The organism is Streptomyces sp. NPDC098101 (assembly GCF_044760185.1).
In the GTDB taxonomy this organism is placed as follows: domain Bacteria; phylum Actinomycetota; class Actinomycetes; order Streptomycetales; family Streptomycetaceae; genus Streptomyces.
Genome location: NZ_JBIWAS010000001.1, coordinates 156,002 through 179,482 on the forward strand (window position 1 = coordinate 156,002; position 23,481 = coordinate 179,482).

At 74.0% G+C, this 23,481-nt stretch carries 19 protein-coding genes; 12 read left to right on the top strand and 7 right to left on the bottom strand.

Translation table 11 applies throughout. The annotated features are described in order from the left end of the window. Positions 1 to 171: 171 nt before the first annotated feature. Positions 172 to 714 carry a tetratricopeptide repeat protein gene (locus ACIQVI_RS00680; RefSeq protein ID WP_403589610.1) on the top strand — a complete coding sequence of 181 codons (543 nt, stop codon included), beginning with the start codon at positions 172 to 174 and terminating at the stop codon, positions 712 to 714. 3 nt (positions 715 to 717) lie between these two features. On the opposite strand, the gene ACIQVI_RS00685 is transcribed toward ACIQVI_RS00680, so the two are convergent. After that, the gene (locus ACIQVI_RS00685) at positions 718 to 1,980 is read right to left on the bottom strand and encodes a hypothetical protein (protein ID WP_403589612.1); all 1,263 of its coding nucleotides are present in this window, start codon (positions 1,978 to 1,980) and stop codon (positions 718 to 720) included. 212 nt (positions 1,981 to 2,192) lie between these two features. Between ACIQVI_RS00685 and ACIQVI_RS00690 the strand changes: the two genes are divergently transcribed. Then, on the top strand, positions 2,193 to 3,152 hold the full coding sequence (locus tag ACIQVI_RS00690; RefSeq protein ID WP_351970317.1) for a hypothetical protein: 960 nt from the start codon (positions 2,193 to 2,195) through the stop codon (positions 3,150 to 3,152). A 197-nt stretch (positions 3,153 to 3,349) separates the two neighbouring features. Further along, positions 3,350 to 4,429, top strand: coding sequence for an aminopeptidase P family protein (locus ACIQVI_RS00695; protein ID WP_403592158.1), 1,080 nt, complete (start codon positions 3,350 to 3,352; stop codon positions 4,427 to 4,429). A gap of 15 nt (positions 4,430 to 4,444) precedes the next feature. On the opposite strand, the gene treZ is transcribed toward ACIQVI_RS00695, so the two are convergent. Further along, positions 4,445 to 6,196, bottom strand: coding sequence for a malto-oligosyltrehalose trehalohydrolase (treZ, locus tag ACIQVI_RS00700; protein WP_351970316.1), 1,752 nt, complete (start codon positions 6,194 to 6,196; stop codon positions 4,445 to 4,447). Between the two features lie 73 nt (positions 6,197 to 6,269). After that, positions 6,270 to 7,226, bottom strand: a complete 957-nt coding sequence (locus tag ACIQVI_RS00705) for a GNAT family N-acetyltransferase (RefSeq protein ID WP_403592161.1) — start codon at positions 7,224 to 7,226, stop codon at positions 6,270 to 6,272. 175 nt (positions 7,227 to 7,401) lie between these two features. Here ACIQVI_RS00705 and ACIQVI_RS00710 point away from each other — a divergent pair, with 175 nt between their 5' ends. The 3 genes from ACIQVI_RS00710 (at position 7,402) to ACIQVI_RS00720 (ending at position 10,070) form a co-directional block, all read left to right on the top strand. Further along, a complete protein-coding gene (locus tag ACIQVI_RS00710) occupies positions 7,402 to 7,950 on the top strand; it encodes a DUF1707 and FHA domain-containing protein (RefSeq protein WP_351970315.1) in 549 nt (182 codons plus the stop codon). Between the two features lie 482 nt (positions 7,951 to 8,432). After that, positions 8,433 to 9,491, top strand: a complete 1,059-nt coding sequence (locus ACIQVI_RS00715) for a cytochrome P450 (RefSeq protein ID WP_403589615.1) — start codon at positions 8,433 to 8,435, stop codon at positions 9,489 to 9,491. A gap of 84 nt (positions 9,492 to 9,575) precedes the next feature. Continuing rightward, positions 9,576 to 10,070, top strand: coding sequence for a hypothetical protein (locus ACIQVI_RS00720; protein ID WP_403589617.1), 495 nt, complete (start codon positions 9,576 to 9,578; stop codon positions 10,068 to 10,070). Positions 10,071 to 10,107: 37 nt separating this feature from the next. Here ACIQVI_RS00720 and treY read toward each other — a convergent pair whose 3' ends face one another. Together treY and glgX are read right to left on the bottom strand one after the other, a co-directional pair. Further along, positions 10,108 to 12,480 carry a malto-oligosyltrehalose synthase gene (gene treY / locus ACIQVI_RS00725; RefSeq protein WP_403589619.1) on the bottom strand — a complete coding sequence of 791 codons (2,373 nt, stop codon included), beginning with the start codon at positions 12,478 to 12,480 and terminating at the stop codon, positions 10,108 to 10,110. Positions 12,481 to 12,621: 141 nt separating this feature from the next. Further along, positions 12,622 to 14,745 (bottom strand): glycogen debranching protein GlgX, encoded by a 2,124-nt coding sequence (gene glgX / locus ACIQVI_RS00730; protein WP_351970310.1) that lies wholly within the window; start codon positions 14,743 to 14,745, stop codon positions 12,622 to 12,624. Between the two features lie 587 nt (positions 14,746 to 15,332). Here glgX and ACIQVI_RS00735 point away from each other — a divergent pair. Next, positions 15,333 to 16,529: an SAV2148 family HEPN domain-containing protein gene (locus ACIQVI_RS00735; RefSeq protein ID WP_053641949.1), complete on the top strand. Its 1,197-nt coding sequence runs from the start codon at positions 15,333 to 15,335 to the stop codon at positions 16,527 to 16,529. 87 nt (positions 16,530 to 16,616) lie between these two features. Continuing rightward, entirely contained in the window at positions 16,617 to 17,342 is a 726-nt protein-coding gene (locus ACIQVI_RS00740; protein ID WP_351971695.1) for a 3'-5' exonuclease, read from the top strand. A gap of 67 nt (positions 17,343 to 17,409) precedes the next feature. Here ACIQVI_RS00740 and ACIQVI_RS00745 read toward each other — a convergent pair whose 3' ends face one another. Next, positions 17,410 to 18,267, bottom strand: a complete 858-nt coding sequence (locus ACIQVI_RS00745; protein ID WP_403589622.1) for a phosphotransferase — start codon at positions 18,265 to 18,267, stop codon at positions 17,410 to 17,412. A gap of 259 nt (positions 18,268 to 18,526) precedes the next feature. On the opposite strand from ACIQVI_RS00745, the gene ACIQVI_RS00750 reads away from it, so the two are divergent. Together ACIQVI_RS00750 and ACIQVI_RS00755 are read left to right on the top strand one after the other, a co-directional pair. After that, a complete protein-coding gene (locus ACIQVI_RS00750; RefSeq protein ID WP_403589624.1) occupies positions 18,527 to 19,081 on the top strand; it encodes a DUF1697 domain-containing protein in 555 nt (184 codons plus the stop codon). Between the two features lie 74 nt (positions 19,082 to 19,155). Next, on the top strand, positions 19,156 to 19,770 hold the full coding sequence (locus tag ACIQVI_RS00755) for a DsbA family protein (RefSeq protein ID WP_351971698.1): 615 nt from the start codon (positions 19,156 to 19,158) through the stop codon (positions 19,768 to 19,770). 13 nt (positions 19,771 to 19,783) lie between these two features. Here the strand turns inward: ACIQVI_RS00755 and ACIQVI_RS00760 are convergent, their stop codons facing one another. Continuing rightward, positions 19,784 to 21,208 (bottom strand): pre-peptidase C-terminal domain-containing protein, encoded by a 1,425-nt coding sequence (locus tag ACIQVI_RS00760; protein ID WP_403589626.1) that lies wholly within the window; start codon positions 21,206 to 21,208, stop codon positions 19,784 to 19,786. A 289-nt stretch (positions 21,209 to 21,497) separates the two neighbouring features. Here ACIQVI_RS00760 and ACIQVI_RS00765 point away from each other — a divergent pair, with 289 nt between their 5' ends. Further along, a complete protein-coding gene (locus tag ACIQVI_RS00765; protein ID WP_403589628.1) occupies positions 21,498 to 22,442 on the top strand; it encodes an ABC transporter substrate-binding protein in 945 nt (314 codons plus the stop codon). A gap of 2 nt (positions 22,443 to 22,444) precedes the next feature. Next, positions 22,445 to 23,479 (top strand): amino acid ABC transporter permease, encoded by a 1,035-nt coding sequence (locus ACIQVI_RS00770; protein ID WP_403589630.1) that lies wholly within the window; start codon positions 22,445 to 22,447, stop codon positions 23,477 to 23,479. The last annotated feature ends 2 nt before the right edge of the window (positions 23,480 to 23,481 follow it).

The window sequence follows — 23,481 nt, forward strand, 5'->3', positions numbered from 1 at the left end:
CCGCCCCGGCGCACGATCTGCTGCGGCTTCTGACCCTCCTGGTCGGTCAACCCGCGCACACGGACAGGCTCAGCCGCCGCACCCCGACGACCGGACGGACGCCACCACACATTCCACCGCCACCACCGCCAACCCGGTGAACCTTCCCGGTCAGAGCACTAGGGTGCCGCCATGACCGACGACGCCACCATCACCGACGACCAGGACTGGGAGCGCCGGATCGCCGCGCTCTGGGAGCGCATCGACGCCCACGAGCCCGCCGACTTCCGCGCCCGCGTGGCCGAACTGGCCGCCGAGCGGCCCGCCGACGACCCCGCCGCCCTCTTCGAGCAGGGCGCCGCCCACGACTCCACCGGCCTCCCGGAGGAGGCCGTCGCGCGCTACCGGCGCGCCCTCGACCTCGGCCTCACCGGACTGCGCCGCCGCCGGGCCGTCATCCAGCTCGCCAGCAGCCTGCGCAACCTCGGCCGCCCCGACCTCGCCGTCGACCTCCTCACCACCGAACGGGACGTTCCCGCCGACCGGCTCGACGCCGACGAGCGGGCCCTCTCCGGCGCCGTCGACGCCTTCCTCGCCCTCGCCCTGGCCGACACCGGCCGCGACCGCGAGGCCGCCTCCCTCGCCCTGGGCGCCCTCGCCCCCCTCCTGCCCCGCTACAACCGCTCCCTCGCCCACTACGCCCGCGCCCTCCTCACCGCCCCCGACGGCTCCTGAGCGTCAGAGGGCGGAGCCCGTCTCTCCGGCGGGCTGCGGCACCGGCGTCCAGGCCGGGCAGTCCGGCAGCGGCGGCAGCTCCCGGGCCCTCAGCACGTAGTCGACGGCCCGCTTCCGCGCGGCGGGGTCCTTGCCGAAGCCCTCGGGCAGGTACCCGACGAGCAGGGAGGTCCCGGAGGCGCCGAGATAGCCGTACCCGGGCGTGAGGGCGGTCCGCGAGTGGCTGCGCAGGTCCGCCGCCCAGACGGCCGCCCCTCCCGTCCAGGTGACGAGGTCGCCGGTGACCTCCACCTGGCCCACCGTCTCGCCCTCCGCCGCCCTCGCGACGGTCGCGGACTCCTTCCAGCCGGGCCGCCAGGCGTACAGGGTCCGCAGGTCGGGGGAGACCCAGGCCCAGGTCTCCCCGTCGCCGGTGAGGTGCGCGGTGCCGGGTATCCCGGCGATCACCGGCGGCGGCGCGGCCGGCCCGCCGGTCCGGACGGACACCGCCCTCACCGTGACGCGGCCCCCGGCCCCCGGGTCCTCGCGCCAGCCGAGCAGGTCGCCGGCCAGGAAGACGGGGCCGAGGCGACCGGTGCGCACGACCGCGTCCTCGCGGGCCGCCAGGTCGTAGAGGTGGACCGCCTGCCTCCCGCCCCGCACGCCCTCGGTCCAGGCGGCCTTCCCGCCGTGGAGCCGGACGAGCAGGGCGGGGCCGGGGACGGCCTTGTCGTGGCGGGTGACCAGGAAGGGCGCGGAACCTCCCGCCGAGTCCCAGGCGTAGAGGCTCCAGTCGTTCCAGTCGTCCACGTCGTGGGTGACCTCGAAGACCAGCCAGCGGCCGTCGAAGCGGGCGCTCCCGTACTGGTTCTTCCTCCCGTCCACGACGGTGGCCAGACCGTGGACGACCCGCCTCTTCCGCCCCCGGTCCCGCAGGGCGACCAGCTCGCTCCGCGTCCCGGCCTCCTCGACCGCGAACACGGTCTCCCCGTCCGCGCCGACCGCGACCCCCCGGCGGGCCGCCCCGGAGCCGGAGCCGTACCGCCCCCGCTCCTCGGCGGCCGCCCACGCCTCCGGCCGCTCGACCCGGCAGAAGTCGGCGGTCCCTCGCTCGGAGGGGGCGACGGTCACCGGGGGCGGGTCGGACCTCGACGCCCCCGTCGGCGCCGCCCCGTCCTTCCGGCCGTCCCCGTCGTCCGGCGCCGACGTGCACCCGGAGGCGCCCATCAGGGCCAGGCAGACCAGACCGGCGGTCAGGGCGGAAAGGACACGTGCGGAGCTGCTCATGCGCGCACTCCTGGAGGGAGAGGGAGACCTCCTCGTCGGTCTCGCGGCGGCGGACTCTACCGGCGCGGCGCGTCACGTCCACACCGGCGCGTCGCGGACGGCGGCCTTTCCCGGCGAACCCGCCGGGACGTCGGCCGAGTTGACCCGACCGCAAGAGGGCCGACATCCGCAGTCGCTACCCTGGGACCGACGGCGACGGAAGGCGGGCGGGCGTGGGCTGGCTGCGGCGGGGACCCAGGCGGGACGGCGACGACGCACCGAGGGATCCCGGGTTCGCGTACTTCTCCCGGAACGAGGCCGCGCTCTTCCGTGGCCGGGTCCGGGAGACCTTCGCCGAACTCGGCCTGGAGGTCACCGTCTACGCCGACCACGTCGTCGACGACCGGGGACGCCGCTTCGGGCTCACCAACCTCGCCGCCGTCTGCCACCAGGACCGGCGCGGCCCCCGCGTCTGGCCCGGCCTGATCCGCCGCCACATCGAGCTGGTCGTCCGCGCCATGGACGGCCCCTCCGCGCTCGACACCCTGCCGCCCGAGCAGATCCGCTCCCAGCTCTACCCCCGGGTCGTCAGCGGCGACGGCATCGACACCGGTTCGTTCGGATACGCCAGGACCGTCGCCCCCGGCCTGTACGAGATCCTCGCCCTGGACCTGCCCGAGAGCGTCATGATGCTCACCGACGACGCCCTCGCCCGGCTCGGCAGCCACGCGCAGCTGCGCGACCGGGCCCTGCGCAATCTGCGCGGCCTTCCCGTCGAGGGGCACGAGACCGTCCGCGACGCCGACGGCATGTGCTTCGAGGTCGTCCTCGGGGACTCCTTCTACACCGCGAGCCGCGTCCTCGACCTCGACGGGGTCGTCCGCCGCGTCACCGGCCTCCCGCTCGGCGAACACGGCGCCCTGGTCGCCCTGCCCTTCCGGCACCAGCTCGCCTTCCACCCCATCCGGGACACCTCCATCATCCCGGCGCTCGGCGCGATGGCCTCCTTCGCCGCCACCGGCTACGAGGACACCCCGGGCGCCATCAGCCCGTACGTCTTCTGGTGGCGCGACGGCACCCTCACCCAGCTCAGCGAGCACGACGAGGAGCGCGGCGACCTGCGGATCGTCGTCGGCGACGACTTCCAGGAGCTCCTGGAACGGCTCATCGCCCAGGGGCCCGACCGCCACTGAGCGGTCGCGGCGCGGGCCCCCGCCGGGCAGGATGCTGTACGTCCGGGACGCAGCGGTCCGAGAAGGAGCCCCCCATGCCGAGCACCCCCGACGGCCCCGCAACCCCCGCCGCCGACGGCCCTGCCACCCCCGCCGCCGTCGGGCCCGACGGGCCCGACGAGCCCGCGCCCTTCACCGCCGACGACTACCGGGCCCGGATGGCCCGCGCCACCGAGTCCGCCGCCGACGCCGGACTCGCCGGAGTGATCGTCGCCCCCGGCCCGGACCTGGTCTACCTGACCGGCTATCAGCCCACCGCGATCACCGAGCGCCTCACCGCCCTCGTCCTCGCCGCCGGGCGGGAACCGGTCCTCGTCGTCCCCACCCTGGAGGCCCCCGACGCCGAGCGGTCCGCCGGGGCCGCCGCGCTCACCCTGCGCGACTGGACCGACGGCAAGGACCCGTACGCCGTCACCGCGCCCCTCCTCGACGCGGACGGGCGCTTCGGCGTCAGCGACAACGCCTGGGCCATGCACCTGCTCGGCCTCCAGCGGACCCTGCCCGGCACCTCGTACGTCTCCCTCACCGAGGCCCTGCCGATGCTCCGGGGCGTCAAGGACGCCCACGAACTCGACCGGATCGCCGCCGCCGGGGCCGCCGCCGACCGCGCGTACGGCGAGATCCTGAAGGTCCGCTTCGAGGGCCGGAAGGAGACCGACGTCGCCGCCGACCTCGCCGCCCTGCTGCTGCGCTTCGGCCACTCGCAGGTCGACTTCACCGTCGTCGGCTCCGGACCCAACGGCGCCAACCCCCACCACGAGGCCGGCGACCGGACCATCGGGCGCGGCGACATGGTCGTCCTCGACTTCGGCGGCCTCAAGCACGGCTACGGCTCCGACACCACCCGCACCGTCCACGTCGGGGAGCCCACCGACGAGGAACGGCGCGTCCACGACGTTGTACGGGAGGCCCAGCAGGCCGGCTTCGAGGCCGTACGGCCCGGGGTGGCCTGCCAGGACGTCGACCGGGCGGCCCGCAAGGTCATCACCGAAGCCGGATACGGCGAATACTTCATCCACCGCACCGGCCACGGCATCGGGGTCACCACGCACGAGCCCCCGTACATGATCGAGGGCGAGGAACTGCCCGTCGTCCCCGGCATGTGCTTCTCCATCGAGCCCGGGGTCTACCTCCCGGGCCGCTTCGGCGTCCGCATCGAGGACATCGTCACGGCCACCGAGGACGGCGGGGCGCGCCGCTTCAACAACACCCCGCACGAGATGGCGATCGTGGAGTAGCCGGGGCGGCCGGGATCAGCCGTCCGCCAGGACCACCGCCGACTCCGCCGGCACCCTCAGGACCCCGTCCGCCGCCGGCGGGTCGACCGGCTCCCAGGACGCCAGGACCCGGTCCCGGCCGTTGGAGCCGAGCGGGATCACCGCCGGCTCCTTGCCCAGGTTCACCGCCACCCGCAGGTCCCCCCGCCGGAAGACCAGCCAGCGGTCCTCCTCGTCGTACGCCACCTTCACGCCCCCCAGGTCCGGATCCGTCAGGTCCGGCAGGGTGCGGCGCAGCGCGATCAGCTCCCGGTGCCAGGCGAGCAGCCGCTTGTGCGGGTCCTCCTCGCGCTCGGTCCGGTCCAGGACCGAGCGGTCCCGGGTGGCCCGGTCCTGCGGGTCGGGCACCTCGTTCTCGTCCCAGCCGTGCTCCGCGAACTCCCGCCGCCTGCCCCGCCGCACGGCCTCCGCCAGCTCCGGGTCGGTGTGGTCGGTGAAGTACTGCCAGGGGGTCGTCGCCCCCCACTCCTCGCCCATGAACAGCATCGGCACCGAAGGACCGGTCAGCACCAGGGCCGCCGCGCAGGCGAGGAGGCCGGGGGAGACCGAGGCCGAGAGGCGGTCCCCGAGGGCCCGGTTGCCGATCTGGTCGTGCGTCTGCGCGTACCCGAGGAAGCGGTGGGCGGGGGTCCGCTCCCGGTCCACCGGCCGCCCGTGGTGGCGGCCCCGGAAGCTGGAGTACGTGCCGTCGTGGAAGAAGACGTGCGTGAGCGTCTTGGCGAGCGCCGCGATCGGGGCCCGCGCGAAGTCGGCGTAGTAGCCCTGGGACTCGCCGGTCAGGGCGGTGTGCAGGGCGTGGTGGAAGTCGTCGTTCCACTGGGCGTGCAGCCCGACCCCGCCCAGCGCGCGCGGGGTCGTCGTGCGCGGGTCGCCCATGTCGGACTCGGCGATCAGGAAGTGCTGGCGGCCCTGCTCCCGCGCCAGCTCGTCCACGGCCGCCGACAGCTCCTCCAGGAACGTCAGCGCCCGGGTGTCCGCGAGCGCGTGCACCGCGTCCAGCCGCAGCCCGTCGATCCGGTAGTCCCGCAGCCAGGCCAGCGCGCTCCCCAGGAAGTACGCCCGCACCTCGTCCGAACCGGGCGCGTCCAGGTTCACCGCCGCGCCCCACGGAGTGTGGTGGGTGTCCGTGAAGTACGGCCCGAAGGCGGGCAGGTAGTTTCCGGAGGGGCCCAGGTGGTTGTGGACCACGTCGAGGACCACGCCCATCCCGAGCCCGTGCGCCGCGTCCACGAACCGCTTCAGCGCCTCGGGCCCGCCGTACGGCTCGTGCACCGCCCACGGCGCCACCCCGTCGTACCCCCAGCCCCACGTCCCGGGGAACGGGCACAGCGGCATCAGCTCCACATGGGTGATGCCGAGGCCCGCCAGCTCCCCGAGCCGCCCGGCCGCCGCGTCGAGCGTGCCCTCGTCGGTGAAGGTGCCGACGTGCAGCTCGTAGAGGACGCCGCCGCGCAGCCGCAGCTTCGGGGACTCGTTCCGCCAGGCGTACGCGGAGTGGTCGACGACCGCGCTCCGGCCGTCGGGCCCGTCGGGCAGCCGGCGGGAGCGCGGGTCGGGCAGCACGGGGCCGTCGTCCACGGCGAAGCCGTACCGGTCGCCGTCCCCGGCGGGCGCCACGCCGCTCCACCAGCCGTCCCGCTCGGCGTCCCGCTCCAGGGGGTGGCCGGTGCCGTTCAGCTCCAGCGTCACCCGGTCACGGGCGTTCGGCGCCCACACCTCGAAGAGCACGGGAATCCCCTCGTCGTCGTCAACCGGTCGGCCGCGCGATGGTGACGGCCGACCACCGCGACCATCCTGGCAGTCAGGACCCCGGCGTGCCCGGCGCGTCCCACACGTAGTTGATCGCGCGCTCGAACGTGTCGTAGCCCGTACGGGCGAAGGCGGCCGCCATCGGCACGTTCCCCAGGTCCGTGGCCGCCCGGATCCGGGGCACGCCGGCGGCGGCCAGGATCCGGGTCCCCTCCGCCAGGACGTCGTCGACGTACCCCTGCCCCCGATGGGCGGGCAGCACACCGACGTACGCGATCGTGTGGTGGTAGTTGTTCCGCGCGGGGACGACGAAGCCGACCGGCTCGCCGGTCCCCGGCAGCACCGCCACCCGCCACCACTCCCGGGGCGAGGAGTAGTGAGTGAACTCCTCGTCGTAGTGCCGCTCCGCCACCTCCCGCGCCGAGAGCCCGGACGCCAGATCGGCCCGCCCGTGCGCGTCGAGGGTGCCGTCGAGGACCGGGACCATCAGGGAGACCAGGTCCTCGCGGTCCCGCACGGGCCGGAACTCCAGGCGCCCCTCCGGCTCCGGCACGGGGGTGCCGGGCCGCCACTCCAGGCGCAGCCGCTCCACGAGGGGGCGGGCGCCCGAGCGCTCCAGGACGGCGAAGACCGACTCCAGGTACGACCGGGTCTCCGGGACCTCGCGCCAGTCGCCGGGAATGAACCGCCCGTACTCGGGGCGCGGCGCGCCCGCCGGGACGACCGCCGCCGTCGCCGTCTCCAGGAGCCGCGCGCCGACGTCGGCGCGCTCCCCGTCGGACAGCCCCGGGTCCAGGTCGAAGAAGTCGAGCGCCTGCGGCTCGGCGCCCGCCTTGTGGGTCCACCAGGCGATCCGGCCGAGCAGCCGGTCGCCGTCCAGGGCCACCCACAGCCACTCCGGGAGGCGGCGGCCGGTGGCGAGGTCGTCGGCGAGCTCGTGGTCGAGCGTGTACGAGAGGCGGAGGAAGAGGTCCAACTCCTGCGGTCCCGCGAGCGGGCGTATCACGATCACGTGTGGTGTTCTCCTGGGGAGTTCGGTGACGAGGCCGGGCGACCGTAGCAGTGATCTTGGAGAGCGGGTACGGGTTTTTCGGCGGGGGCGCGGGGGACGGCTGTGGCCCCGGTGCGGCCCCCGCGGGGGCCCTTCTGGACACTTCGGGCCCGTCGGGCCGACAATCTCGGGTGTGACGACCCCTTTCGAGCTTCCGGCGAACTCCCCTCGGCTGACCGACGCCGAGCGGGACCGCGCGCTGGTGCTGCTCCGTGAGGGCGCCGCCCAGGGCCGCCTCTCGCACGACACCTTCGTCTTCCGGATGGAGCGCGCGCTCCAGGCCCGCCGGCCGGACGAACTCGACCTGCTCGTCGCCGACCTGAGGAGCGAGGGGACCTGGACCCGGCGCGCGGTGGGCGTGGTGGAGCGGATGTCCGCGTTCACGGCGAAGCTCGGGCGCGCCTGGCACGCGGAGCGGCTGCCGAAGCTGCTGCTCCCGCTCCCCGGCCCGCACCCGCTGCGGATAGGCCGCGATCCGGTGAACGGGCTGCGGCTCAGCCACGAGACCGCCTCCCGGCTGCACGCCGAGCTCTCGCTCCAGGGCGGGCTGTGGGTGCTGCGCGACCTCGGCTCGACGAACGGCACCACCGTCAACGGGCGCCGGGTCACCGGCGCGGTGGTGGTGCGGCCGGGCGACGTGGTCGGCTTCGGCCAGATGTCGTTCCGCCTCTCCCACCACTGAGCCGCCCCCACCCCTCGGGTTTTCACCCGTTCGGCGGTGCGTGGTGGGCGGTCGGGGGCCCCGGATGGTGGGCTGGAGCGGACGCGGGCCACGTTCTCCGGCCGCGGCACCCACCGCCGACCGCAGGGGGCGTGATGACCGCCGAACCGACCCGAGGCATACGCGACGACCGGCCGGAAGACCTGGGCGTCCGCGACGACCGGCCGGAAGACCGGGGCGTCCGTGACCACCTTCCGGGAGACCCGGGTGTCCCCCGAGACCTTCCGGGAAACCGGGGCGTCCGTGACCACCTTCCGGAAGGCCGGGGCGTCCCTGGCGACCTTCCGGGAGACCGGGGTGTCCGCGACGACCAGCCGGAAGGCTGGGGCGGCCGTGACCACCTCCTGGGAGACCCGGGCGGCCCCGGCGACCTCCCGGGAGACCGGGGTGTCCGCGGCGACCGGCCGGAGAGGTCCGGTGGGGACTGGGCCCGGCTGCCGGTCATGAACCCGGCCACCCCCTCCGCCGCCACCCCCTCGGAGGCGGAGCCGGGACGTGCCGCCTCCCCCGTGCGGACCGGACGGGGCGCCGCGCCCCTCCCCGGCCGCGTGCGCACCGCGCCCGGACCGGCCTCCGGCGGCGCCGGCGGGCGGACCGTCGCGCCGAGCCCCCTCGACCCCGGCGCCTCGCAGGACCCGCACGGCATCCACCGCAGGCTCCGCGAGGAGTTCCCGCTGACGTACGACCCGCTGCTGCGGGCCTGGGTCCTCAGCCGGTACGCGGACGTGGCCACGGCCCTCACCGACGGCCGCTTCACCCACGGCCACCGGCCCGGCGACCCGCCGTGCGTCCGCGCCCACGTCGACGTCGACACGGCCGCGCTGCGGGCCGTCACCGAACGCACCGCGTACGTCCTGGCCCGCCGGATCGCCGACCGGCCCCAGGCTGACCTGGTCGCCGACTTCTGCCACTGGCTGCCCGCCGGAACCGTCGCCGCCGCCGTCGGTGTCCCCTACCGGGACATGATGCGGCTCGTACGGGGCCGGGCGGCCGGGGCCCTCGCCGGGGAGTGCGGCACCCAGATCGCCGTACGGGAGAAGGCGCTCGCCTCCTTCCTCGGCAACGTCCTCTCCGACCCCGACCAGGTCGCCGCCCTGCGCGACGCGCCCGCCGCGCTCGTGGCCCGCGCCTGGACCGAGTCGCTGCGCCGCGACCCGCCCGTGCAGATCGCGGTGCGCCGCACCGCCGCCGAGGTCCCGGTGAGCGGCGGCCTCGTTCCGGCGGGCGCGTCCGTCGCGCTGCTCGTCGGCTCGGCGGGCCGGGACCCGGAGCGCTTCCGGGAGCCCGACCGCTTCGACCCGCTCCGCGACGACCCGGGCCAGCTCACCTACGGACCCGGCTTCTGCCCGGCCGTCATCCTGGCCGGCATCGAGGCCGAGTACGCCCTGCGGGCCCTCTTCGCGGAGATGCCCCGGCTGCGCCTCGCCGACGGCTTCCGCCCCACTCCGGCGGGGCTCATCACCCGCGCCCCGCGCACCCTGATCGTCCGTCCCGGAGGCTGAAACCGGCGCTCCCCGTCGCTGCTAGGGTGTCGTGCGCTCGTCAACCGAGCCGTATTTACTACCACTTTCAACGGGGTTTGAAACATGAAGATGCGTCATGTCCGCGCACTCGCCGTCTTCGGCATAGCGCTCGTCGCCCTGACCGGCGCCCGGGGCTCGGGCGGCGGCGGCTGCGACAGCCACAGCAACTCCGGTTCCAGCTCCAGCAGCAGCGGGGGCGGCAGCGGCTCCCACCACGACAACGACGACAACGGCACCTCCGGCGGTTCCGTGTCCGGCGGTTCGGGCAGCGCGAACGAGGCCCTGCGCGACATCACCATCGACACGTGCGCCTACGACGCGGCGACCAAGAACCTCACCGCGCGGATCACCGTCAAGAACGACGGCGCGCTCGACTACGACTACGACGTCACGCTGAAGTTCAAGGGCACCTCCGCGACCCCGGCGACCGCGACCACGACCGACATCGCGGTCGCGGCGGGCGCCTCCAAGAGCGCCGACATGACCACCCCGTACCCCGGCACCGGCGACGGCTCCGAGTACACCAAGTGCGAGGTCACGCGGGCCAGCCGCTCCTGACCCGGGCAAGGGGGGCGCGGACCGCGCCCCCCTCCCGTCACCCCGTCTCGTCCGGGATCCGCGCGAGCAGCGCCACCGGCCGCTCCTCGAAGAGCTCTGCCAGCTTCAGCTCCGTCGCCGGGCCGCCGGTGAACTCCCGCACCCCGCCCAGGGCGTCGGCCCAGCGGCCCTCCGGCAGGACCAGCTCCGTGTCCTGCCAGCCGCCCGCCTCCGCCAGCCGCAGCGGGAGCCGGGTCACGGCCGTCACCACCTCGCCCGCGCGGGCGAAGGCCAGGCAGTGGCCGGCCGCCGGCCCCTCCGCCGCCAGCGGCACGTACGACCCGCCGGGGCCGAAGGCCGCCGGGCGCTCGCGCCGCAGCCGCAGCGCCGCCCGGACCAGGGCCGTCCGGTCGTCGTCCGGACCGGCCGCGAACGGCGCCCGGTTGTCCGGGTCGACGAGCGCCCGGTACTCCCGCTCCGTGTTCTGGTACAGCTCCGGCACCCCCGGCATCGTCAGCTGCGCGAGCAGCGCGCCGAGCGCGTGCGTCCGGATGTGCGGCTCCAGGGCGAAGGCCGCCTCCGAGGCCGCCCGGAGCGGGATCCGGCCGGGCCCGGCCGCCGCGAACTCGGCCACCGCCCGCTCGTACTCCTCGTCCGGCTCGGTCCAGCTGGTCCGCAGCCCGGCCTCCCGCACCGACTTGAGGAGCGCGGGCACCAGCCGGTCCGCGTCGGGCGTGCCGAGGCCGAAGGCCGTCTGCCAGGCCGTCCACGCCAGGTGCTGGTCGGGCGCGGGCACCCCCGCGACCTCCCCGAGCAGCTCCGCCCACACCTCCGGGCACTGGGCGAGGACCGCGATCGCGGCCCGCACGTCCGCGCTCCGCTTGGTGTCGTGGGTGGACAGGACCGTGCCCGTGGCCGGCCAGTCCCGGGCGATCCGCAGGCAGTACGCGTGGAACTCCTCCACCGGCACCGCCGGGCGCCCCGCGTCGCCGCCCACCTCGTTCGCCGAGAGCAGCGGCGTGTACCGGTAGAAGGCCGTGTCCTCCACGGACTTGGCCCGCAGCGCCGAGGAGGTCTGCGCGAACCGGGCCCGGAACGCCCGGTGTTCCGGCCCGTCGCCCCGCAGCCCGAGCGCGAGCTCCCGTACGAGGTCGACCGCCGACGCCTCCTCCTCCACCGCGAACGCGGCCTTCGCGCCGCGCGCCGCCTCCGGGGTGATCACCTCCTCGCCGCCGGTCCGGTAGGTCCGGTAGACCGGCACCCGGACGAGCAGCTCCCGGATCGCGGTGCGCAGCGCCCAGGGGGCGTGGTCCCGCAGGGCCGGGTCGGCGGCGCAGATCCGCTCCGCGATCCGGGTGAGCGCGGCCGTCTCGGCGGCCAGGTCGTGCCCGACCACCTCGTACGCGGCGCGCCGCTCGGTCGCCTCCCAGCGGCCGCCCCGGTCGGCGGCCTTGCCGACGAACCCCCGGTACAGCTCGGCGAGCGTGTCGGCGCCCACGGGGTCGGTGAACACCCCGTCAAGCCGCCGCAGCGCGTCGTACCCCGTGGTGCCCGCCACCGGCCAGGCCCCGGGCAGCTCCTCCGTACCGGTGAGGATCTTCTCCACCACCGTCCAGCAGCGCCCGCCGGTCGCCTCCGCCAGGTCCTCCAGATAGCCCTGCGGGTCCGCGAGGCCGTCCGGGTGGTCGATGCGCAGCCCCTCGACGACCCCGTCCGCGACCAGCTCCACGATCTTCGCGTGGGTGGCCTCGAAGACCCCGGGCTCCTCCACCCGCACCCCGATGAGGTCGGAGACGGTGAAGAAGCGCCGGTAGTTCAGCTCGGTGCGGGCGAGCCGCCACCAGGCGAGCCGGTACCACTGGGCGTCGAGCAGCTCGTCCAGCGGCAGCCCCTCCGTGCCGGGGCGCAGCGGGAACTCCTGCCCGTCCAGGCGCAGCACCCCGCCGGAGACCCGCAGCCGGTCCCGCACCTCCGGGAGCCGGGCGGGCAGCACCGGGAGCAGCAGCCTCCCGTCCCCGGCCCGCCAGTCCACGTCGAACCAGCGGGCGTACGGCGATTCGGGGCCGTCGCGGAGCACGGCGCGCAGCGCGTGGTTGTGGACGGGGGAGGCCGCCATGTGGTTGGGCACCAGGTCCACGACCAGGCCGAGCCCGTGCGCCCGCGCGGTCGCGGCCAGGGCCCGCAGCCCCTCCTCGCCGCCCAGCTCGGCCCGTACGGACCGGTGGTCGGTGACGTCGTAGCCGTGGGTCGAGCCGGGCACCGCCTCCAGGACGGGGGAGAGGTGCAGGTGGGAGATCCCGAGACCGGCCAGGTGCGGCACGGCCCGCTCGGCGGCCGCGAACGGGAAGTCCGGCTGGAGCTGGAGCCGGTAGGTGGCGGTCGGCGGGGAGGCGGGGCGCGAAAGCGGGGAGGGGGCCGGAGAGGAGGTCATGCGAACGTACGTACCCCGCTGGAGGGCTTCTGTGTCATCGCCTCCGCGTCCGCCCGGCCCCGCCGCACCGGATTCCCCCGAAAGGATGACGCCGAACGGCCCCGCCGGTCTCCCGGCGGGGCCGTGGCCCGGAGGCGGTGATCAGGCCGGGCGGCGCAGCACGGTCAGGCTGAGCGGCGCGAGCGTCACCCGCTCGCCGCCCGCCAGTTCCGGCCCCTCGTGCGGCGGCATCCCCTGCGGGTCGGAGGTGTCCACGACCATGCGCCAGTAGTGGCCGTGGCTGTCCGGCACCGAGAACTCCAGCTCCTTGGACGAGGCGTTGAACATCAGGAGGAAGGAGTCGTCGGCGATCCGCTCGCCCTGCGTGCCCGGCTCCGAGATCGCGTTCCCGTTGAGGAAGACGGTCAGCGCCTGGGCGTGCGCCGCCTGCCAGTCCCGGGAGGTCATCTCCTCGCCCTCGGGCGTGAACCAGGCGATGTCGGTCAGCTCGTCGTGGGTGCCCTCGACCGGCCGCCCGTGGAAGAAGCGGCGCCGCCGGAAGACGGGGTGCTCGCGGCGCAGCCGCACCATCGCCCGCGTGAAGCGGAGCAGGGTGGCCTCCGCCTCGCTGTTCTCCTTGGGCCATCGCACCCAGGACACCTCGTTGTCCTGGCAGTACGCGTTGTTGTTGCCGCCCTGCGTCCGCCCGAACTCGTCGCCGTGGCTGAGCATCGGCACGCCCTGCGACAGCATCAGGGTGGCGAGGAAGTTGCGCATCTGGCGGGCGCGCAGCTCCGCGATCCCGACGTCCCCGGTCTCGCCCTCGGCACCGCAGTTCCACGAGCGGTTGTGGCTCTCGCCGTCCCGGTTCTCCTCGCCGTTCGCCTCGTTGTGCTTCTCGTTGTACGAGACGAGGTCGCGCAGCGTGAAGCCGTCGTGGCAGGTCACGAAGTTGACCGAGGCCAGCGGCCGCCGCCCGTCGTCCTGGTACAGGTCGGAGGAGCCGGTCAGCCGGGAGGCGAACTCCGCGAGGGTGCGCGGCTCGCCCCGCCACAGGTCCCGCACGCAGTCCCGGTACTTGCCGTTCCACTCGGTCCACAGCGGCGGGAAGTTCCCCACCTGGTAGCCGCCCTCGCCCACGTCCCACGGCTCGGCGATCAGCTTCACCTGGCTCACCACCGGGTCCTGCTGCACCAGGTCGAAGAAGGACGACAGCCGGTCCACCTCGTGGAACTGGCGGGCCAGGGTGGCCGCCAGGTCGAAGCGGAAGCCGTCCACGTGCATCTCGGTCACCCAGTACCGCAGGCTGTCCATGATCATCTGGAGCACGTGCGGGGACCGCATGAGCAGCGAGTTCCCGGTGCCGGTCGTGTCGAAGTAGTGCGCGGGCGCGTCGTCCACGAGCCGGTAGTACGAGGGGTTGTCCAGGCCCTTGAAGGAGAGCGTCGGGCCCAGGTGGTTGCCCTCGGCGGTGTGGTTGTAGACCACGTCGAGGATGACCTCGATGCCTGCCTGGTGCAGCGCCCGGACCGCCGACTTGAACTCCAGGACCTGCTGGCCCCGGTCGCCCCAGGACGCGTACGCGTTGTGCGGGGCGAAGAAGCCGATCGTGTTGTAGCCCCAGTAGTTCGAGAGCCCCGCGTCCGCGAGCCGGTGGTCGTTCACGAACTGGTGGACGGGCATCAGTTCGAGCGCCGTCACCCCCAGCTCTTTCAGGTGCCCGATCACCGACGGGTGCGCCAGGCCCGCGTACGTCCCCCGCAGCTCCTCGGGGAGGTCCGGGTGGAGCATCGTCAGGCCCTTCACGTGGGCCTCGTAGATCACCGTGTGGTGGTACTCGGTGCGCGGGCGCCGGTCGTCGCCCCAGTCGAAGTACGGATTGACCACGACCGAGGCCATCGTGTGCGGGCCCGAGTCGAGGTCGTTGCGCGCGTCCGGCTTCCCGAAGGGGTAGCCGTACACCGCCTCGCCCCACTCGACCCGCCCCGACATCGCGCGCGCGTAGGGGTCGAGCAGCAGCTTCGCCGCGTTGCAGCGCAGCCCGCGCTCCGGGGCGTACGGGCCGTGCACCCGGAACCCGTAGCGCTGTCCGGGCATCACGCCCGGCAGATAGGCGTGCCGCACGAACGCGTCGGTCTCGCGCAGCTCCACCGCCGTCTCCGAGCCGTCGTCGTGGAGCAGACACAGCTCGATCCTGTGGGCGGCCTCCGAGAAGACCGCGAAGTTGGTTCCCGCACCGTCATAGGTGGCGCCCAAGGGGTACGCCTGTCCCGGCCAGACCTGCATGGATACGACTATTCCTCTTCTGTCCGGGTTCTTCTGGATGGTCTTCGGCCAGATCCTGCCCGAAAGGCGGTCCGACTCCTAGGACTTCGCCCGGTCCTGCCGGGTGACCGCCGACCGGGAGGGGGACGGGGAGGAAATGTGTACGAAATGACATCCCGCCACTCGGGGGAACGGGCAACTCGGGAGACTCCGGACGGGCCGCCTCCGGGGTCAACATCGGGTTCCGCCGCGTCGCCCCGGACGGGGGCCCGCGACCGGGTCCGGCCCACCGGCCGGACCCCCGCCGCCACCGGGGGCGCAACCGCTATGAATCCGCTCACTCCACCCGATCTCGCCCCGGGGAACGGGCGCTTCCGCCAGGGCAGTTGAGGAAGGAGCCTGACGATCCTGCTGCACCGCGTCCCGCTCCCGGAGTACCCTTCCTTGATCGTTGTCGGAGTGGTCGAAACGAGCGTCCAGGAGCAGAAGGCGGTGCGCGGGTGAGCTCGGGAGGTCTGGAGCTGCCCCCAGGGGACGCGGGCCGGGACGGGGGCCCCGCGGGCCCCGCCGAGGCGCCGCCCGGAGCGGCCGCACCGCCGGGGACCGGCGTGCCGCCGGGCGCCGGCGCGCCCCCCGGCACGGTCGCCGTCGCCCGGCCGGTCGAGATAGGGGCCGAGCTGGACTGGGACGCCGAGGCCTGGAGCGAGGTCCGCACCCGGGCCCAGCGCGCCGGCCGCGCCTACATCTGGCTGAATCTCGTCGAACAGCGCCTGCGGGCCGTCGTCGCCGCCGTCCTGCGGCCCGTGTACGAACCCGTCCACGGCGAGGAGTGGGTGGTCGCCGCCGCCGGACCGGCCGGCCAGGAGTGGGTGCAGCGCGCGGTCGCCGTGCGCGAGGTCTCGCGGCGCAAGGGCTACCTCCTCGACCCCGCCGACGACAACGTGCTGAGCTTCCTCACCCTCCCGCAGCTGCGCGAGCTGATGGTGCAGCACTGGCCCTGCTTCGAGCCCTACTTCGACGACCGCCGCGAGGTCGAGCTCGCCCTCGACGAGCTGGAGGTCACGCGCAACGTGGTCTCCCGCAACCGGGCCCTCTCGCTGACCGTCCTCGCCCAGTCCGAGCGGGCCTCCGCCCGCATCCTGGAGATCCTCGGCAGCGGGGCCGGGGTCCCGTCCGCCGACCGGCTGCCCGTGGACGCCGTCGAGGACCTCGTCGGCGACCGGTACGCGGACGTGGTGCAGGTCCACCCCGACCGGGTCCGGCTCCAGCGGCAGCTGCCCGCCGAGGACCTCTTCGGCGGGGCCCGCCGCCTCGACGCCACCGGCATAGGCCTCAACCTGCTCGTGCAGAACTTCTCCGGGCGCCGCATGGTGCGCCTCGCCGAGTCCGGCTGCCGGACCCGGCTCCTCTTCCTCAACCCCGCCAGCAGCGCCGTCAAGCGCCGCGAGCGGGAACTCGGCCTGAAGAAGGGCGAACTGAGCCGCTCGGTCGAGATGAACATCCTGCACATGCGCCGGGTCCGCTCCAAGCTCCGCGACCCGGGCGCCTTCCAGATCCACGTCTTCGACGAGACCCCCCGCTTCACCGCCTACCTGGTCGACGGCGACGGCCCCGACGGGGTCGGCGTCGTCCAGTCCTACCTGCGCCGCGCCCGGGGCATGGAGGCCCCGGTCCTGGTGCTGCGCGGCGGCGGCCGGAACGTGGTCCGCCACGACCAGCACGCCCGTGACGGGGACCACGGCCTGTTCGAGACGTACCGTGAGGAGTTCGAATCGGTCTGGCTCGACTCCCGGCCCGTCTCCTGAGCCCCCGCGAGGGGCGCCCGAGGCGGTTGTCAGTGTCGCGTGCGAGGCTGGTCGGTACCACGGGGGAGATCACGTAAGGAGGACCCGATGGCTTGGCACGGCGAGACGCTGGTCGGCTTCGATCTGGAGACGACCGGCACCGATCCGCTGGAGGCCCGCATCGTGACGGCCTCGATCGTGGAGGTCGACGGCGGGGGACGCGTCGCACGGCGGCGGGACTGGCTCGCCGACCCGGGAGTCGACATCCCGGAGCAGGCCGCCGCGATCCACGGCATCACCACCGAGCGCGCGACGGCCGAGGGCCGGCCGGTGCGGGAGGTGGCCGACGAGATCGCCGAGGCCCTCGCGGAGTACTGGGAGGACGGCGTCCCGGTCGTCGCGTACAACGCCTCGTTCGACCTCACGCTCCTCGCCGCCGAGCTGCGCCGCCACGGACTGCCCCCGATGGAGGAGCGGCTCGGCGGGACCGGCATCGGCCCGGTCGTCGACCCGTACACCATCGACCGCGCCGTCGACCGCTACCGGCGCGGCAAGCGGACCCTGGAGGCGGTCTGCGGCGAGTACGGCGTCGTCCTCGAATCCGCGCACGAGGCCGCGGCCGACGCGCTCGCCGCCGTCCGGGTCGCCGTCGCGATAGCCGAGCGGCACCGGCGGGTGGCCGACCTCGACCCGGCCGAGCTCCACGCGCGCCAGATCGACTGGTACCGCGCCTGGGCCGAGGACTTCCAGGCCTTCCTGCGCCGCAAGGGCGACGCGGAGGCGGTCGTCGACACCGCGTGGCCCCTGCGCGACGCGGTCGTGCCGACCCGCTAGCCGCTTCCCCGGGCAGTTTTCTCCCCGAGGCCTTCCGGCCGGTCGGGCCGTCACGGCGGGCCGGGCGTCAGAACGGGTACCAGCGCACCTCCGGGTCGCCGTCCCGCAGCGAGGCCACCCGCCGCTCGAACTCGGCCAGCGCCTTCGGGTTCGCGGGCGCGTGCTGGGCCACCCACGCACAGCTCGCGGTCTCCCGCGCCCCGCGCAGCACCGCGCACCCCTCCCACTCCCGGACGTCCCAGCCGTACGCCCCGGTGAAGGCGTCGTACGCGGCCGGGTCGAGGCCGTACCGGTCCCGGGAGAGGGCCAGGACGACGAGGTCGTGCTCGCGCAGGTCCGAGGAGAAGGTCTCCAGGTCGACCAGGACCGGACCGTCGGGGCCGACGTGGACGTTCCGGGGCAGGGCGTCCCCGTGGATCGGTCCCGGCACCAGGCGCGGGATCAGGGCGGCCGCCGCCGGGGCGAAGGCGTCGCGCCGCTCGCGCAGGAAGGCCGCGTCCGCCGGGTCGATCGCGTCCCCCGCGAGCCGCAGCCACCGCTCCACCCCGCCGAGCAGCTCGCGGCGGGGGAGCGCGAAGCCCTCCGGCTCCGGCAGGGCGTGCACCCGCCGGAGCAGCGGGGCGAGGTCCCGGGGCTCGGGCGGCCGGACCGCGTCGGGCAGCCGGTGCCAGAGGGTGACCGGGTGGCCCGCCACGAGCCGGGGCCGCTCCTCCGCCGCCCGCACGGCCGGGACCCCGGCCTCCGCCAGCCAGGCGGCGAGCGCCAGCTCCCGCTCCGCCCGCCCGAGCAGCTCGGCGTCCCGGCCGACCTTCACCACCAGGTCGCCCACGGCGAAGACCGCGTTCTCCCCGAGTGCGAGGAGCCCGGCCTCCCCGGCCGGCAACCCCGCCCCGTCCAGGACCTCCCGCGCCCGCGCCTCGTCCATCGACCTCTCCCTCACCCGACCTGTGCGTTCGCGTCGAAGTCTCGCATCCGCCGGGGCACCCGCCCGCTATCGAGGCAAATGAACGGTTCGCGGACGGCCCGTCATTACGAAACCTTGTTGAAAAAGTCACAGTAGGGTGAAGGTCCTTCTCCCGCCCCTCTTCATCGGACAGTGTTCGAACCGGCCACCGTGCCGCCCCCCACGAGGCGCGGTGGCCCTTTCGCGCCGGGGCCGCGGCGCAGGGTCGTAGGTTGGGGCCATGACGCAGACATACGCGGTGCTGCTCCGGGGCATCAACGTGGGCGGGCACCGCAAGGTCCCCATGGCGGAGCTCCGTTCCCTCCTCGAAGGCCTCGGCCACGAGAACGTCCGCACCCACCTCCAGAGCGGGAACGCCGTGATCACCACCGGCGGCGGCGCCCCGGAGGACGAACTCACGGCCGCGATCGAAGGAGCGATCGAGGACCGGTTCGGGTTCCGCGTGGACTGCCTCGTCCGCGACGGCGCCTACCTCGCCGCCGTCGCGGAGGACTGCCCGTTCCCCACGGCCGGGATCGACGGCAAGCAGCTCCACGCCTTCTACTTCTCGGGCCCGCCCGACCCGGAGCGCTTCGCCGCGATCGACCAGGAGGCCCACCGCCCGGAGGCCTTCGCCCTCGGCGACCGGGTCCTCTACCTCTACGTCCCCGAGGGTCTCGGCGGGTCCGGGCTGGGCGCCGTCGTCTCTCGGCCGTCCCTCTCCAAGGGGCTCGTGGTCACCGCCCGCAACTGGAACACGGTCCTCAAGCTGGTGGAGATGACCCGGGAGGGCTGACGGGGGAATGGCCCGCCGGAACGACCTCGAAATGGACCAGGGAGGCGGGCCGTCCGCCGCCTAGATTCGGCCCCATGACCGCCACCCGCACCACCGTCGACTTCTATTTCGACCCCGCCTGCCCCTTTGCCTGGATCACCTCCCGCTGGATCCTGGAGGTCGAGCGCCACCGGGACGTCGACCTCCGCTTCAGGGTCATGAGCCTGTACCTCCACAACGAGGGCAACGAACTGCCCGGCTGGTACCGGGAGCTCGTCGACGCCTCCCTCGGCCCCGTGCGCGTGGCCGTGGCCGCCGCCGAAGCGCACGGCGAGGAGGTCCTGCGCCCGCTCTACACCGCGTACGGGACCCGCATCCACGAGGGGAAGCGGAAGGACTTCGGCGCCGTGATCGCCGAGTCGCTCGCCGAACTCGGCCTCCCGGCCGGGCTCGCCGCCGCCGCGCACGACCCGGCGCACGACGCGGCGGTCCGCCGCAGCCACGACGCGGGCCGGGACCCCGACGCCGGGGCGTACGTCGGCACCCCGACGCTCCACGTCGACGGCACCGCCTGGTTCGGCCCGGTCCTGCGCGCCGTCCCGCGCGGCGAGCGGGCGGCCGAACTCTTCGACGCCTTCCGCGTCCTGGCCGCCCACCCGGACCTCTTCGAACTCAAGCGCACCCGCACCGGGGGCCTCGACTTCGGGTGACCCGGCCCCGGCGTCAGCCCTTGGTCAGGGTGCAGGTGTACGGGGCGGACCCCGAGCCGCTGTAGGCCTCCACGTCGACGTAGTAGGTGCCCGTCCCGGAGGCGGTCCTGGTGAAGGTGAGGGACTCGTCGGCCCCGGCGCCGTTGGTGACGGAGCGCTCCAGGGTGCCGCCGGACGAGTCCAGCCAGTACACGTCGGCGTCGTAGGCGGTGGGGACGGCGCAGTTCAGGGTGGCGGTCCTGCCCGAGGCGAGGGTGACCTTGAAGTAGTCGCGGTCGCTCGCCGACTTCATGCCGCCGGTGATCGAGCCGGGGGACGCCAGGGCCGTGGCGTCGTCGGCCGTGCCCCGGGTGTCGTTGGGCTCGCTCTCGGCGAGGCCGCCGCCCCCGCCGCCGCAGTCCGTCACGGGCGTGCCGCCGTAGAGGTTGGCGTCCGGGGTGCCGTTGGTGACGCCGCGCAGGTAGTAGCCGCAGACGGGCCGGTTCTTGAAGTCGAACGTCGCGCCGGGGGCGAGGCGCCAGATCTTGAAGCCGGAGTACGTCAGCCGCTTGCCCGCGACGGTCTGTTCGGGCTGGTGGTCGGCGAGGACGACATAGGCGTCCTTGCCGTACTGGGTGGCCTTGCCGTCGCGGTCCAGGAACAGCGAGCCGCCGCCCTCCTCGACCCCGACGCCCCAGGCGGCCCCGCCCGGGGTGAGCCCGTCCTTCACGGCGCGGGCCAGGAACGCCATGGTGCGGCCCATCCGGTCGCGGGTGACGAAGTGGGAGTCGTTGATCACGCCGCCGTAGTTCGCCCACTGGAACATGCCGGTGGTGAAGCTGATGTGGCTGTCGTAGGGGTCGGCGAGCGCCTCGGCGCTGGTCACGCTGCCGTCGCACGCGTCGTAGACGACGGGGCTGTTGATGTGGTGGCCGGCGCTTCCGCCGCCGGAGCCGCCGCCCTTGGCGACGACGGACTCGACCGAGGCCTCCAGGGCGGTGCCCTTCCAGGCCGCGTACCTGCACTGGTCGCCGCCCGCGAAGTAGATGAACTCGGCGTTGCGGACGTCGGTGTTGACCTGGCCGTTGTTCCCGTCGGCGGCGGCGGTGAGCGTCCACGTCGTACAGGAGTTGACGCCGGTCAGGCCCATGACGGTGTCGCACTCGGGGGTCCTGCTCCCCGAGGTGGGGGCCGATCCGGCCAGGACGACGACGTCGATGCTGCCGGAGCCGCCGCGGATCTCGTCGACGGCGCGTGACATCGAGGCGGCCACGACGCCGCCGGCGCCGTTCATCGTGAACGCGGGTCCGTTCCAGGAACTCCTGCTCACGTCCGAGGCGCTGCCCAGCCGGATCCTGTCGGCGGCCGCGTGGGCGGGCTGGTGCACCGTCAGTGCCGCGGTCACCGCCAGCAGGGCGGCGGCGACCGGTGTCGTTCTGCGGAGGGGGCGTGACGTCATCTGCGCTCCAGGGGGCGAAGAGAGGGGGCTCTGCGAGTTGGTAGCGGAACATACAAGTCATCGATCCGGACGGGAAGATGTACGGGCCTTTTTCGTATGCGGCGCGTCCGGCCGGGGTGAAATCGCCGCCCAAACCTCCGTAGAAGGGGCGAAGAGGCGCTCCCGAGTCCGCGTTACGCGAACGTAACGCGAAGTACATCTAGTCAGATTCGGAGGTGATCTGTAATTTCCCTGGTGTGGTCGGCGGCCGGATTCCGCCGGCGAAGAATCCCCCGAGAGGCTCCACCCGATGAACGCTCGTTCCGCACGCCGCGCGGCCGCCGCCGTCGCCGCGGCCACCGCGCTCGTGTCCCTCTCCGCCTGCGGAGACTCCGACCCCGCTCCCGTCGCGAACGGCAGGGTCTCGGTCGCCGGGGTGGAGATCGCGAAGGACCAGGCCCTGCACGACATGCTGCCGGAGCGGATCAGGAAGGCCGGCAAGGTCCGGGTCGCCACCGACGTCCCCTACCCGCCCTTCGAGATGTACGTGAAGGAGGGCGAGACCGCCCTGACCGGCCTGGACTACGACCTGGGCCAGGCGCTCGGCGGCAAGCTCGGCGTCGCCTTCGCCTTCGCCCCGCAGAAGTTCGACGGCATCGTCCCGGCCATCCAGGCGGGCAGGTTCGACGCCGCCATGTCGGCCATGACCGACAACAAGGAGCGCCAGCAGGTCGTCGACTTCGTCGACTACTCGCAGTCCGGCTCGGGCATCCTCGTCGGCGACGGCAACCCCTCCGGGATCGGGACCCTGGACGACCTGTGCGGCCGCAAGGTCGCCGTCCAGGCCGCCACCAACCAGCTCGACCTGCTCAAGTCCCACCAGGACGCCTGCGCGAAGGCGGGCAGGGGGAAGATCGACGTCCAGACCTTCCCGAAGGACTCCGACGCGCAGCTCGCCCTGCGCTCCGGCAAGGTCGTCGCACAGGTGCTGACCAAGCCCGCCGCCGGCTGGGTCGCCAAGACCGCCGACGCCGGCAAGGCCTTCGACCTGGTCGAGGACCCGGCGGCGCCCGGCGGTTACCGCGCCTCGCCCAACGGCATCGCGATCAGCAAGCAGCTGCCCGAGCTGACGGACGCGGTCCAGAAGGCGCTCCAGGCCCTCATCGACGACGGCACCCTCACCAAGATCTACGACAAGTACGGCGTCGCGTCGATCGCGGTGAAGACGGCCACGAAGAACGCGGCGGTGGACTAGAGATGGCCACCGCCAAGGCCTCCGCCGCCACGACCCCCGAAGCCGCCGGTACTCCCGGAGCCGTCAGCACTCCTGAAGCCGCCGGTATCCCCGGAGCCGCCGGGACCCCCGGTCCCGCCGGCCCCGTGCGGGAGCTGGAGATCGTCCCCGTCCGCAACCACGGACGCTGGATCGCCGCCGTCGCCTCGCTCCTCGCCCTGGTCGGGCTGATCGGATCGCTGGCGAAGAACGACAACCTGCGCTGGGACGTCGTCGGGAAGTACCTCTTCGCCGACCTCGTCTTCGACGGCCTGGTCACCACCCTGTGGCTGACCGCCGCCGCCATGCTCCTCGGCCTGGCCCTCGGCACCCTCGTCGCCGTGATGAGGCTGTCCACCAGCCCCGTCCTGTACGGCCTCGCCGGCGCCTTCGTCTGGGTCTTCCGCGGCACCCCACTGCTCGTACAGATCATCTTCTGGGGCTACGCGGCCGCCCTCTACAAGTACGTGAAGATCGGCGTCCCCTTCACCGACGTCACCTTCTTCCAGGCCGAGACCAACAGCCTGCTGACCCCCGCGATCGCGGCCCTGCTCGCCCTCGGCCTCAACGAGGCGGCCTACGCCTCGGAGATCGTCCGCGCCGGCATCCAGTCCGTCGACCCCGGCCAGACCGAGGCCGCCCACTCGCTCGGCATGAGGCCCGCGCTCACGATGCGCCGGATCGTCCTGCCCCAGGCCATGCGCGTCATCATCCCCCCGATGGGCAACGAGACCATCAACATGCTCAAGATGACCGCCCTGGTCTCGGTCATCTCCGCCCACGACCTGATGTCCAACATCCAGGACGTGTACGCCCAGAACTACCAGGTCATCCCCATGCTGGTCGTCGCCAGCCTCTGGTACCTGGCCCTCGTGACCCTCCTGAGCGTCCCCCAGGCCTGGCTGGAGCGGCGCTACGGACGCGGCACCGCGCGGGCCGGACACGTCTCGCCGTTCCGCCGCCTGCTGGGCGGGACCGCGGAGCGGCTCGGCAGGAACAGCAAGGAGCAGAACCGATGAGC

Bases quoted from the DNA above. Each gene is read 5' to 3' on its own strand.
- glgX (WP_351970310.1), bottom strand. From the start codon at position 14,745: ATGCAGGTCTGGCCGGGACAGGCGTACCCCTTGGGCGCCACCTATGAC.
- ACIQVI_RS00770 (WP_403589630.1), top strand. From the start codon at position 22,445: ATGGCCACCGCCAAGGCCTCCGCCGCCACGACCCCCGAAGCCGCCGGT.
- ACIQVI_RS00750 (WP_403589624.1), top strand. From the start codon at position 18,527: ATGACGCAGACATACGCGGTGCTGCTCCGGGGCATCAACGTGGGCGGG.
- ACIQVI_RS00720 (WP_403589617.1), top strand. From the start codon at position 9,576: ATGAAGATGCGTCATGTCCGCGCACTCGCCGTCTTCGGCATAGCGCTC.
- ACIQVI_RS00715 (WP_403589615.1), top strand. From the start codon at position 8,433: ATGAACCCGGCCACCCCCTCCGCCGCCACCCCCTCGGAGGCGGAGCCG.
- ACIQVI_RS00740 (WP_351971695.1), top strand. From the start codon at position 16,617: ATGGCTTGGCACGGCGAGACGCTGGTCGGCTTCGATCTGGAGACGACC.
- ACIQVI_RS00765 (WP_403589628.1), top strand. From the start codon at position 21,498: ATGAACGCTCGTTCCGCACGCCGCGCGGCCGCCGCCGTCGCCGCGGCC.
- ACIQVI_RS00680 (WP_403589610.1), top strand. From the start codon at position 172: ATGACCGACGACGCCACCATCACCGACGACCAGGACTGGGAGCGCCGG.
- ACIQVI_RS00755 (WP_351971698.1), top strand. From the start codon at position 19,156: ATGACCGCCACCCGCACCACCGTCGACTTCTATTTCGACCCCGCCTGC.
- ACIQVI_RS00695 (WP_403592158.1), top strand. From the start codon at position 3,350: ATGGCCCGCGCCACCGAGTCCGCCGCCGACGCCGGACTCGCCGGAGTG.
- ACIQVI_RS00745 (WP_403589622.1), bottom strand. From the start codon at position 18,267: ATGGACGAGGCGCGGGCGCGGGAGGTCCTGGACGGGGCGGGGTTGCCG.
- ACIQVI_RS00760 (WP_403589626.1), bottom strand. From the start codon at position 21,208: ATGACGTCACGCCCCCTCCGCAGAACGACACCGGTCGCCGCCGCCCTG.
- ACIQVI_RS00685 (WP_403589612.1), bottom strand. From the start codon at position 1,980: ATGAGCAGCTCCGCACGTGTCCTTTCCGCCCTGACCGCCGGTCTGGTC.
- treY (WP_403589619.1), bottom strand. From the start codon at position 12,480: ATGACCTCCTCTCCGGCCCCCTCCCCGCTTTCGCGCCCCGCCTCCCCG.